The organism is Microbacterium sp. LS_15, from assembly GCF_041954735.1.
In the GTDB taxonomy this organism is placed as follows: Bacteria; Actinomycetota; Actinomycetes; order Actinomycetales; family Microbacteriaceae; genus Microbacterium.
The window spans coordinates 87994-99465 of record NZ_JAVAYD010000012.1; the positions used below are offsets into that span (position 1 = coordinate 87994).

Here is an 11472-nt window from a genome sequence, read left to right on the forward strand (position 1 = left end):
GTGGCGCTCAGCTCGAGGCGGAACTCGATCTGCGCAGGCTCCGCAGCCGGCGGAGCCGGTCGAGGTAGAGCGCGCCGACGAGCACGGCACCGGTGACGACCTGCTGCCAGAAGCTCTGCAACCCGGCGATGACGAGACCGCTCGCGAGCACGACCGGGATCGCGTTGCCCAGGGCCGTGCCCGCGATCGTGCCGACACCGCCGAAGAGACTGGCTCCACCGAGGATCGCGGCGGTCGCGGCCGTCAGCGCATCGAGCGAGTGACCGGAGATGTTGGTCGTGCCGTAGACCGAGAGAGACAGCCAGCCGGCGAGGCCGGCGAGCAGCCCGGAGAGACCGTAGATGACGGCGAGGTGACGCCGCACGGGGACGCCGGCACGGACCGCCGCCTCCTTGTTCGAGCCGATGGCGTAGGTGTGGCGACCGAAGGCCGTCGACTGCAGCGCGATGGCGGCGATGATCGCGACGATGGCCGCGATGATCACCACCCACGGGATGCCCAGGAGCCGGCCGACACCGAACTGCGACATCGAGGTCGGCATCCCGCTGAGGTCCTGCCCACCCGTGAAGACCTGAGCCAGACCGAGTGCCGCGCCGAACATGCCGAGCGTGACGATGATGGGGTTCAGGTCGGCGTAGGCGACCAGGAGGCCGTTGATCCATCCGAGCAGCAGGCCGCTGGCGATCGCGACGGCGAGACCCAGCAGCGCGGTGCCCCATCCATCGCCGCCGACACGGTGCATGACGATCATGCTGACCACGCCGGAGAAGACGAGCACCGACCCCACGGAGAGGTCGAACCCCGCCGTGATGATCACGTAGGTCACCCCCACCGCGAGGATCAGCATGATGGAGCCGGCGAGGAACATGTTCCGCACGTTCGCCGCGCTCAGGAACGGCTGCCCGTTGACGACAGCGAACACGACGATCAGCAGGATCAGCGCGCACGTGACGACGAAGAGCGGATGCTGCCACGCGCGCTCCAGGCGTTCGCGCCAGGTCGGTGCTTCCGGTGCGGGGACGGGTGCGCCCATGGTGTCGAGCGAGGTCATCGGTCTTCTCCGATCTCGATGCGGGGAGCGGACGCCGGGGGCGTCGCCCCTCCGGTCATGGTCGAGACGAGCATCTCGAGGCTCGCCTCCTGTCGCGTGTAACTCGCGACACGCTGTCCGAGGCGGAGGACCTCGACGCGATCCGCGACGCTGAGGACGTCGGACATGTTGTGGCTGATGAGCACGACGGCGAGGCCACGGTCGGCGACGCGACGGACCATGTCGAGCACGCCCCTCGTCTGGACGACGCCGAGCGCCGCGGTCGGCTCGTCGAGCAGCACGACCGTCCGGGCCCAGCTCACGGCCCGTGCGACGGCGACACCCTGGCGCTGTCCGCCCGACATGTCGCTGACGGACCCTCGACGGGGGTCGGCCGTGACGCCGAGCTGGGCGAACTCCCGCTGGGCGGTCGCGGCCATCGACTTGTTGTCGAGGAACCCCAGGGCGCCGAGCAGCCCCTTACGGCGCGTCTCCCTGCCCAGGAACATGTTGGCGACCGGACCCATGTCGGGGGCGAGCGCGAGGTCCTGCCATACGGTCTCGATCCCCGCCGCCTGCGCATCGGTGGGTCCGGAGGCTCGGAACGGCTCCCCGCCCACGAAGACCTGCCCGTCGTCGGGGGCGAGCGCTCCGGAGAGCACCTTCACGAGCGTGGACTTGCCCGCGCCGTTGTCGCCGATGAGGGCGGTGACCTCACCGGGCCGGCAGTCGAAGTCAGCGCCGCGCAGCGCATGGACATGGCCGTAGGAGACCCGGATGCCGCGCGTGCTCAGCGCGGTATCGGTCGGGGGTGATGCGGCGGCGGGCACTGTGCCGCCGCTGCGGAGATCGGCATTCATCGAAGTGGTTCCTTCCTCGGAGGGGTTCGGGAGGGTCGGACGGCGATGCAGCCGCCGTCGCTGGTGACCTGCTGGGCGGTCATGTCACCGGAGCCGTCGAAGTCACTCGCCCATGACGGTGAGGACGACCGTGCGCTCGCGCGCCCTGACCGAGTCCAGGTCGCCGAAGTAGACCCGTCCGAACTCGCCCAGCACCGGCTCGCCCGCCTGGACGGGCACGACCTCCGAGCGTCCGATGATCGAGGAGACGATGTGTCCGTCGGTGTTGAGACCCCACGACGGGTGCTCCCCCCGCAGCTCGGCCGCATTCCTGATGTGGATGGGTCCGGGGTGCAGGTACTGCCCCTCGTGCCGCGTCGGCGGCACGATCTTGGCGAAGACGTTCATCGTGTCCTGCAGCAGCAGCTGCGTGCCGTAGTACGTGACGTCCTCCGACTCCTCCTGGATGAGGACGCAGCAGCTCGTGTGCGGCGTGAAGGCGTACAGGACGCCGTCGACCACCCCGGATGATCCGACGACGCGCACGACCTCGTCGGTGACGTCGAAGAAGTCCTGGCGAGCGGGTGTGGAGAGGGTGAATGAGTGGGTGTGTACGACCATGATCGCGTTCCTTGTCGTGCGGGCGGGCGGATCCGCGCCGCGTCGGTGCGCAGCCGGGCATCCCGAACGAGGTACGTCGGTGTCCTTCGGTCACGCTGATGTGAATGCGTTTCACTGCAATGTAATTGCTTCACAGTTTCGGTGCAACAGACCGGGCAGAGATTGTGAATATGTTACAAACTGGAAACATTGTGTGATAGATTCTCGTCGCGGCTGTTGCCGAGACGACGGAGATCGACAGTCCAGGAGGGTGCGATGAGCGCGACGACTCCCCAACGCAGGCGCGCGGAGATCGAGAGCATGATGAGCGATCGCACCGAGGTCGACATCCAGAGCCTCGCCGCCCACTTCGGCGTCTCGGAGATGACGATCCGCCGCGACCTCGGGGCCCTCGAGGAGGACGGCGTCGTCCGGCGTCTGGTGGGTGGGCGCGCTCTGCTGCTCGACGCCAAGAGCCGCGAGCCGGCGCTGTCGACCCGCGCCGCGGCCGCCCACGAGACGAAGTCGCACATCGGCCGCGTCGTCGCCGACCTGCTCGCCGACGACGAGGTCGTCTTCATCGACGGCGGGAGCACCGCCCTCGCCGTCGCGCACGCCCTGCGCGGAACCGGACGAGCGCTGACGGTGCTGACCCGCAGCCTTCTCGTCGCGGAGGAACTCGCCGACGAGTCGGCGATCGAGATCTTCCTGCTCGGCGGCCGGCTGAAGTCGTCGGAGCGGCTCACGACGAGCTCGACGATGTCGGACGACCTTCGCCATTACAACGTCGACACCTATGTGATGGGCATCAGCGGCGTGCACCCGACCCGCGGGCTGACCGACTACGACCCCGACGAGAGCGCCGGCAAGCGACTCGCGATCGAGCGGGCCGACCGAGTGGTGCTCGTCGCCGATCACTCCAAGCTCGGGCGGGTGCTGATGTCACGCGTGGCCGGGATCGAGGAGGTCGGCGTACTCGTGACGGACGCGAGCGCCCAGGACGAGGTGCTCACCGCGATGCCGCCGTCGCTGTCCGTCGTGCTGGTGGAGCCGACACGGTGACGGATGCCGCGGCCGCCCCCGCCGCATCCGTCCCGGCCTCGCGCCTCACCGCGCCGTTCTTCGAGATCGGCCCCAAGAACCTCCTCCGCCTTCCTGCGGTCGTCGAGCTCGCCGTCGCAGCCGGCGAGTCCGGCGCCAGGCACGGCGTCTCTGTCATCCTCACCGTGCCGACGGCCTTCCTCTCGGACGTGCGTCGGGCGGCTCCGCAGGTGTTCGTCTTCGCGCAGGAGATGCACCCCGAGCTGCCCGGTCCGAGCGTCGGACGCACCCTCCCCGAAGCGCTGGTGGATGCGGGGGCGCACGGAGTGATGCTGAATCACGACAGCAACCCCGTGCGTTCCGGGTTCCTCCGCTCCACCATCGCCCGCGCCCAGCAGAACGACCTGCTCACGATGGTGTGCGCGGGGTCGGACGCGGAGGTGCGGAGCCTGCTGCCCCTGGCCCCGACGATCGTGCTCTACGAGCCGCCGGGACTCATCGGTGCGGACGGCGGCGGAGACCGACCGTGGATCGAGGCGATCGACGCCGAGGCCGCTGTCGCGGCGCCCGACGTGCTCATGATGCACGCGGGCGGAGTCGCCAGCCCCGACGACGCCGAGCGCATTATGCGCGCGGGTGCCCATGGCACCGGCGTGACGTCGGCCGTGGTGAAGAGCGCATCGCCGGTGGAGGCCGCAGAGCTGTTCATCGCCTCCACCCGCAGAGGGTTCGACGCAGTTCGCGGGTGACCATCGCCGTCGTGCTCACGAGCGCGCCCGCCCTCAGCCGCGCCGTCCCTCAGCGACGCTGTTCGGCGATGAGCACGTGGGTCTCGACGCGCGCACCGGCCATGCCCCACAGGCGGTCGGCGACGTCGGCGGGGTCGATCGCTGTCGAACCGGCGTGCGGGGAACCCTGGATCGATCCGTTGATGACGACCTCGCCGACGTAGACGCCGCCCGCGCGCAGGCGAGCCGCGAGCAGTCCGACGAGCTTGGTCTTCGCAGAGCACTCCAGAGCGACCCCGTCGCCGCCGAACGAGACCGCGAACGCGTCGATGCCGTCGTCGTGCTGCCCCAGCGCGCCGTTGACGACGAGGACCGATCCCCCGGTGCTGCGCAGATCGTCGACCGTCTCCTGCACGGCGGCGAGCAGCCCCGCCACCCCGATGTCGAAGACGTGGCCGACCTCGCGCGGGTCGACGTCGAGGACGTCGGGCACCTCGATGCTGCGATAGGCGGTGAGAGCGAGGGCGGAGACCGGGCCGAGTTCCGCGCGGATGCGGGAGAGGGCTCCGCGGAGCGCGTCGGTATCGCCGGCGTCGGCCACGAAGCCCGCAGCGGGGATCCCCGCATCCGTCAGTGCGCTCACCCCCCTTCGCAGACGATCCTCGCTCCGTCCGACGAGGGCGATCGACCAGCCCTCCGCCCCGAAGCGCTGCGCGATGGCGTGGCCGTTTCCTGGTCCGTATCCGATGACGACGAGCAGAGACATGATGTTCCTTCCGAGATGCCGGCACCCCGATCGGGTGCGCACAGCGACGATACACCAAGCGGAACCGGATGTTCCGTTTCCGCTTGTGTTAGAGTCGCGTCATGACGACCGAGGCACCAGCAACCCGGCGGCCGCGTTCGGATGCCGAGCGCAACCGCCGTCGCATCCTCGACGCAGCGTCGCGCGTCTTCGCCGCGCATGGCCCCGCCGCCACCCTGAGCGACGTGGCCGCAGAGGCCGGCGTCGGCATCGGGACGATCTACCGCAAATTCCCCGATAAGGCCGCGCTGCTCGATGCGCTGTTCGACGACAAGATCGGCGCCGTCATGGCCGTCCTCGACGCCGCATCCGCCATCGCCCACCCGGGCGAGGCGTTCCGCGACTACCTGAGCGGCATGATCGAGCTGCACGCCCGGGATCGGAGCCTCGCCACCGTCCTCTTCGGACCCGACCGGTTCGACCGGTTCCCCGCCGACGTCAGCGATCGGCTGTCCGCCGGCGCCGATGCGCTCATCCGCGACGCTGTCGCCGCCGGCGAGGTGCGGGAAGGGTTCACCCGTCAGGACACGATCGCGCTCGGCGTGATGGTGGGCACGCTCGCCGTGGCCTCGCGCGACAGCGGCCTGGAGCTCTGGCGCCGCTATGCCTCGATCGTGGTCGCCGGCACCCGGCCCTCCGCCTCCCCCGCCCCACTCCTGCCACAGCCGCTGGGGTTCCGTGAGATGGCCGAGTCACTGAGCAGGGTGCTGTGATCGTCGAGCGCATCGCCGTCGTCGGACCCGGCGCGATCGGCACGACGATCGCCGCAGCCCTGCACGCGAGCGGGCGCACCCCCGCGCTGTACGGTCGCACGGCGCGCGAGTCCCTGGAGTTCCTGGTCGGCGACGCACGCATCGTCGTGCCCGGCCCCGTGCGCACCCGGCCCGACGAGCTCGACGCCGGGGTCGATGCGGAGGTCGACGGAGGGGCCGACGTCGTCTTCCTCGCCGTGAAGGCCACGCAGATCGACGCGGCTGCTCCGTGGCTTCGCGCGCTCTGCCGCCGTGACACCGTGGTCTGCGTCCTGCAGAACGGCGTCGAGCAGGTGGCGATGGTGTCGCCGCACGTGGCGGAGGGCGTCATCGTGCTGCCGTCGGTGGTGTGGTTCCCCGCGCAGGCCCAGCCCGACGGAACCGTGCGACTGCGCGGCGACGCCCGGCTCACGGTGCCCGCGGGAAGCGGTGCCGACCGGATAGCCGCCGTCCTCGACGGAACGCTCTGCACGGTCGAGGTCTCGGCCGACTTCCCGGCGATGGCGTGGCGCAAGCTGCTCCAGAACGCGGCGGCCGGCCTCATGGCGCTCACGGGGCGCCGCGCGGGCGTCTTCCATCGCGACGACCTGGCCGACCTGACACGGGCGTATCTGCAGGAGTGCGCGGAGGTCGCCCTCGCCGAGGGCGTCGCGCTCGATGCCGGGGTCGCCGACGGCATCCTCGCGGGCTTCCGCTCGGCGCCCGCCGACCTGAGCACCTCGATCCTCACCGACCGCGAGGCCGGACGCCCCCTGGAGTGGGACGTCCGCAACGGCGTCGTGTCGCGGCTGGCGGCACGCCACGACATCCGCACTCCCGTCTCCGACCTCGTCACGACGCTGCTCGCGGCGACCAGCGACGGTCCGGGATGAGGATGAGCGCTCAGCGCTCGAAGACCACCTCGCCGCCGACGACCGTGGTCGTCACCTGCTGCTCGGCGATCCGCTCGGGGTCGATGTCGTAGAGGTCGTCGCTCAGCGCGATGAAGTCCGCCAGCATCCCGGCCTTCAGCGTGCCCGTGGCGTGCTCCTGCCCCACCGCGTACGCCGATCCGAACGTGTAGGCGCGCACGGCCTGGTCGACCGTCACGCGCTCGCGCTCGCCGAGCACGACGCCGCCGCTCGTCCTGCGCAGCACCATGTCGCGCAGCGACACCAGCGGGTTCGCGTCGGAGATCGGCGAGTCGGTCGACCCGTTGATCACGATCCCGGCATCCGCGAGGGACCTCACCCGGTAGATGTCGTCACGACGATCCGCGGCGACCGCCGCGGCCATGCCGTCGCCGAAGTCCGAGACGAACACGCCCTGCGGCACCGGGATGACACCCAGGCGCGCCGCGCGCGCGATGTCGTCGTCGCTCGCGAGCGCGAAGTGCTCGATGCGGTGGCGCACCTCGGGTCGCGGCGCGATGCTCTGCGCGTGCTCGATCGCGTCGAGCACGTGCGTGATCGCGCGGTCGCCGATCGCGTGCGTGGCCACGGTCCATCCGGCGAGGTGGGCGCCGACGATGTAGTCGCGCAGCGCATCGGGCTCGTGCAGCAGCACGCCGAAGTTCTCGGCCTCGCCGTGGAAACACGCATGCATCGCGGCGGAGCGTCCGATGAACGAGCCGTCGGCGACGATCTTCACCGGTCCGACCCGCAGTCTGTCGTCGCCGAGCCCGGTGCGGATGCCGAGGTCGAGACCCAGCACGTCCTTGTCGGGGAGGTCGGTGAACGGATGCAGCACCGTGATGTAGGGCATGAGGGTCGTACGCACGCGCAGCGTCCGCTGCTCGACGGCCGTCTGATAGGCGTGGTAGTCGAGCGGGCTGTTGCCGACCATCCGGATCTCGCCGATGCCCGGCTCGGTCACCGACGTGAGCCCGTAGCTCAGCGCCTGGTCGCTCGCGAGACCCAGGTTGCGCTGCACCTCGTCGAGTCCCATCGGCCGCACGAGCGCGAGGATCGGGGCCATCGCCGACTCCTGCAGCAGCCCCTCCGGCCGTCCATCGCGGTCGCGCGGGATCCCGCCACCCGCGATGTCGGGAACGCCCTCGCGCCCGGTGTATCCGGCGAGCTCGAACGCGCGCGTGTTCGCCACCATCATGTGACCCGACACATGTTCGAGGATCACGGGCCGCCCGCCCGCCACCCGGTCGAGCCCCTCGGCGGTCGGGTGCGCCTCCAGGAAGTTCTGGTCGTACCCCGATCCGCGCACCCAGGCCTCGGGGGCCAGCCCTTCCGCGTGCTCGCGCACGGCCTCGTAGAGCTCGTCGAGCGAGTTCACGGCGCCGGGGCGCAGGTTCAGCGACGCGAGACGGAACCCGGTGAGCGAGAGGTGGTGGTGCGCGTCGTGGAACCCCGGCAGCACCGGTTGCCCGTCGAGGTCGACGACCTGCGCCGCATCGACTCCCTCGAGCTCCTCGTCGAAGCCGACGATCCGGCCGTTGAGTGCCCCGATGCTGCGCGCCGTCGGCCGTTCGGGGTCGAGGGTGCGGATGCGGGCGTTGGTGAAGATCGTGTCGACGCGCATGGTCTCTCTCGCGATTCGGGATGGGTCGGCGGGCGGTCGGCTGGTCAGCGGACGGCGGCGACGCTCTCGGCGTGCGCCGAGCGGGCGATGCGCCGCTGCAGCCCCCACACGCCGGCGATCGTGACGAGGATCATCACGGCGTAGAAGACGGCCACCGCCCACACGCTGCCGCCGGAGGAGTTGAGGATCCACTGCGCGACGAGCGGCGTGGATCCTCCGAACACCGTGGCGCACAGCTGGTACGCGAGCGAGACGCCCGAGTAGCGGATACGGGCGGGGAAGGCGGAGGCCAGCAGTGTGGCGAGGAGGGCGTAGTAGGCCGTGCTGCCGATGATCGTGGCGTAGAGGGTGACCGTGATCCACAGCGGCGACGCCGCCTGGATGGCGAGGAAGTACGGCACCGTCAGCACGACGCTCAGCACGAGCCCCGCGAGCATGACCCTGGCGATGCCGAAGCGCTCGGCGATCTTCGCGGCGATGGGCTGCCAGATGAACTGGAGCACCGCCATGCCGAGCAGGATGTTGAGCATGAGCTGACGGTCGATTCCGAGCGAGCCGGTGGTCCAGGCGAGGAGGAACGTGTTCGAGAAGTACGCGTTCGAGATGCCCATCACCGAGGCGAGCACTCCGAGTCCGATGAGCAGCGGCGCGGTGCGGATCGCGACGAGCACCGGGGCGCTCACGACCTCCTGCGACTTCTTGGCCGCCTCGAAGTCGGGCGACTCCTCGACCTTCACGCGGATGACGAGTCCGACGATGACGAGGATCGCCGACACGAGGAACGGGATGCGCCAACCCCAGGAGATGAACTGCTCGTCGGGGAGCAGTCCCACCAGCAGGAACATCACGGTCGCGAGGATCGAGCCGGCCGGCGAACCCTGCTGCACCCAGGCACCGGCGAGGCCCTTCTTCTCGGCGCGCGCGTTCTCGGTCGACAGCAGCACGGCGCCGCCCCACTCCCCTCCGACCGCGAAGCCCTGCAGCCCGCGGAGCACGACGAGGAGGATCGGGGCGAGGATGCCGATCTGCGCGTACGTCGGGAGCAGGCCGATCAGCGTGGTCGCCGTTCCCATGAGGATCAGCGTGAGCACGAGCACGTTCTTGCGACCGAACTTGTCGCCGAAGTGGCCGAACACGAGTCCGCCGATCGGACGCATCAGGAAGCCGACCCAGAAGGTCGCGAACGAGGCGAGCAGCGCGGCGCCCGGCGCCACGTCGGGGTAGAACACGCGGCCGAAGACGAGGGCGGCGGCGGTGCCGAAGATGTAGAAGTCGTACCACTCGATCGCCGTGCCGACGAAGGCACCCACCATCGAACGACGTTGCCGGGCAGGGCTGATCTCAGTGTGCGAAGTAGCCATCGGGGGGGCTCTCTGGTCGGAGGGAGTCGGGATCTGCTCATCCTCACCGGCCGGAGCCATGCTCGTCCAATGAGAAAAACGGTTCTCGACATACGATTCTCGTATGTACGGAGAACGGGAGCTCGAGGCGTTCGTCGCCGTCCTCGACTGCGGATCGGTGAGTCTCGCAGCAGAACGCCTGATCAGGACCCAACCGACGGTGTCGCGGCAGATCGCCTCGCTCGAACGCCAGGTCGGCGCCGCACTCTTCCGGCGGATGCCGCAGGGCATGGTCACGACGTACGCCGGCGAGCGCCTGGAGCCGATGGCCCGCGACCTCGTCCGGCGCGGCCGACGCGCGCGGGAGGTCATGAGCGGCATCGTGCAGAACGAGCGCTCGTTCGTCGCGGCCGCTCCCGAGATGACGAGCGTGCTCGTGCTCGCGCCGTTCATCGCCCGAGGCGGCCCCATCTCCGACGTGGTCGTCGCGACGCCCGCCGAGACCTACGACCGGCTGCGGTCGGGCGCCGACCTCGCCGTGACGACCAGCCCGCCGGACTCGCGACTCCGCAGCCGCCGCATCCTGGACCTCCCCCTCTACTGCCAGCTCCCCTCCGACCATCCGCTCGCCGCCGGCGACGCGGTCGAGCTGCGCGACCTGCTCGCCGGCCCCTTCCTCACGTCGGGGGTCGGCTCCGCCGCCTGGACGCAGATCCAGCGAGCAGCCGAGGGCGAGGCGTGGTCGCTGGAGATGGCGAGCTTCGGCGCGGACGCGCCGATCGTGCAGGCCCGTTCGGCCGCCGGACACGGTCCGTGCGTGGTGGTCGAACCGCCGCGCTTCGGCTTGCTCTCCAAGCCCCTCCTCCACCGGGGCACGCCCATGCAGTGCGCGTTGTACGCGAGTTGGGAGCGCGCACACTACGCCCGCGACGACATCCGAGCGGTGATCGACGAGCTCGCCGCCTTCGTCGCCGACCACGTGTCGGGACTGCACGAGAAGGCAGCTCTCCGCGCCCTCTGACGCCGTCCCCGACAGCCCTCCGGAGCGTCCGGAGCGTCCGGAGCACCGTCCGGGGCGGTACTGATTTACGCGCGGTCCTCGCATTCCCGGGGGTCGGGGTGCATGAAAAAAACTTCCTGCTCGTTTCCGTGGAGACACGCCGTGGGTCCGGAAAAGCCCGCCAATCCGCGCCATCCCTGCCTCCGAACGGGCAGTATGACGCTCTCCCCCTCCGCGCCATTCCCTCGGCTGTCCCGACTCGCCACCGCTGTGCGGCGAGCCGTGCCGCAGCTCGCGGCGTTCGGTGGCGTCGGTCTCCTCGCCTTCGTGGTCGACGTCGGCGGGTACAACCTCCTCCGCTCCACCGTGATGTCGGAGCAGGTGATCTGGGCCAAGGTCATCTCCGTCTCGGTCGCCACCGGTGTCGCCTGGCTCGGTCACCGGTACCTCACCTTCCGCCGCACCCGACGCCCTGCGGTCGCGAAGGAACTGCTGCTGTTCCTGCTGGCCAACGGAGGCGGTCTGCTGATCGCCGCCGGCTGCCTGTTCGTCTCGCACTATCTCCTCGGCTTCACGAGCCAGCTCGCCGACAACATCGCCGGGAACGTGGTCGGCCTGATCCTGGGCACCGTGTTCCGCTACCTCACCTACCGATTCCTGGTCTTCCGGACGCCTCAGGAGGCGACATCATGACACTCCTCGCGCACGCCCTCTCCCGACCCTCCGAAAGCGATCCCGCTCCCGGCTCCCTGCTCACGCCCATGCAGTGCGCGTTGTACGCGAGTTGGGAGCGCGCACACTACGCCCGCGACGACTTCCGAGC

The 11472-nt window shown here is 70.1% G+C and carries 12 protein-coding genes; 6 read left to right on the forward strand and 6 right to left on the reverse strand.

Annotation, left to right across the window (positions count from 1 at the left end; translation table 11 throughout):
* Positions 1-7 precede the first annotated feature (7 nt).
* From RAC69_RS14010 to RAC69_RS14020, 3 genes are all read right to left on the reverse strand, one after another.
* Complete coding sequence (locus RAC69_RS14010; RefSeq protein ID WP_375087350.1) at positions 8-1051, reverse strand: ABC transporter permease; 1044 nt, start codon at positions 1049-1051, stop codon at positions 8-10.
* Positions 1048-1890 (reverse strand): ATP-binding cassette domain-containing protein, encoded by an 843-nt coding sequence (locus RAC69_RS14015; RefSeq protein WP_375087351.1) that lies wholly within the window; start codon positions 1888-1890, stop codon positions 1048-1050. Before RAC69_RS14015 ends, RAC69_RS14010 begins: the two co-directional genes overlap by 4 nt.
* Positions 1891-1992: 102 nt before the next feature.
* Positions 1993-2490, reverse strand: a complete 498-nt coding sequence (locus tag RAC69_RS14020) for a YjbQ family protein (RefSeq protein WP_375087352.1) — start codon at positions 2488-2490, stop codon at positions 1993-1995.
* A 255-nt stretch (positions 2491-2745) separates the two neighbouring features.
* Here RAC69_RS14020 and RAC69_RS14025 point away from each other — a divergent pair, with 255 nt between their 5' ends.
* Together RAC69_RS14025 and RAC69_RS14030 are read left to right on the forward strand one after the other, a co-directional pair.
* Complete coding sequence (locus tag RAC69_RS14025; protein ID WP_375087353.1) at positions 2746-3531, forward strand: DeoR/GlpR family DNA-binding transcription regulator; 786 nt, start codon at positions 2746-2748, stop codon at positions 3529-3531.
* Positions 3528-4259, forward strand: a complete 732-nt coding sequence (locus RAC69_RS14030; RefSeq protein ID WP_375087354.1) for a triose-phosphate isomerase — start codon at positions 3528-3530, stop codon at positions 4257-4259. The genes RAC69_RS14025 and RAC69_RS14030 overlap by 4 nt, the downstream gene beginning before the upstream one ends.
* Positions 4260-4308: 49 nt before the next feature.
* On the opposite strand, the gene RAC69_RS14035 is transcribed toward RAC69_RS14030, so the two are convergent.
* The gene (locus RAC69_RS14035; RefSeq protein ID WP_375087355.1) at positions 4309-5004 is read right to left on the reverse strand and encodes an SDR family NAD(P)-dependent oxidoreductase; all 696 of its coding nucleotides are present in this window, start codon (positions 5002-5004) and stop codon (positions 4309-4311) included.
* A gap of 101 nt (positions 5005-5105) precedes the next feature.
* Between RAC69_RS14035 and RAC69_RS14040 the strand changes: the two genes are divergently transcribed.
* Together RAC69_RS14040 and RAC69_RS14045 are read left to right on the forward strand one after the other, a co-directional pair.
* Positions 5106-5756: a TetR/AcrR family transcriptional regulator gene (locus RAC69_RS14040; RefSeq protein ID WP_375087356.1), complete on the forward strand. Its 651-nt coding sequence runs from the start codon at positions 5106-5108 to the stop codon at positions 5754-5756.
* Positions 5753-6667 carry an oxidoreductase gene (locus tag RAC69_RS14045; protein WP_375087357.1) on the forward strand — a complete coding sequence of 305 codons (915 nt, stop codon included), beginning with the start codon at positions 5753-5755 and terminating at the stop codon, positions 6665-6667. The genes RAC69_RS14040 and RAC69_RS14045 overlap by 4 nt, the downstream gene beginning before the upstream one ends.
* Before the next feature lie 10 nt (positions 6668-6677).
* Here the strand turns inward: RAC69_RS14045 and RAC69_RS14050 are convergent, their stop codons facing one another.
* Complete coding sequence (locus RAC69_RS14050; protein WP_375087358.1) at positions 6678-8309, reverse strand: amidohydrolase; 1632 nt, start codon at positions 8307-8309, stop codon at positions 6678-6680.
* Between the two features lie 44 nt (positions 8310-8353).
* Positions 8354-9622 carry an MFS transporter gene (locus RAC69_RS14055; protein ID WP_375087359.1) on the reverse strand — a complete coding sequence of 423 codons (1269 nt, stop codon included), beginning with the start codon at positions 9620-9622 and terminating at the stop codon, positions 8354-8356.
* A 151-nt stretch (positions 9623-9773) separates the two neighbouring features.
* On the opposite strand from RAC69_RS14055, the gene RAC69_RS14060 reads away from it, so the two are divergent.
* Positions 9774-10670 carry a LysR family transcriptional regulator gene (locus tag RAC69_RS14060; protein ID WP_341933474.1) on the forward strand — a complete coding sequence of 299 codons (897 nt, stop codon included), beginning with the start codon at positions 9774-9776 and terminating at the stop codon, positions 10668-10670.
* A gap of 195 nt (positions 10671-10865) precedes the next feature.
* Entirely contained in the window at positions 10866-11342 is a 477-nt protein-coding gene (locus RAC69_RS14065; RefSeq protein ID WP_375087360.1) for a GtrA family protein, read from the forward strand.
* The last annotated feature ends 130 nt before the right edge of the window (positions 11343-11472 follow it).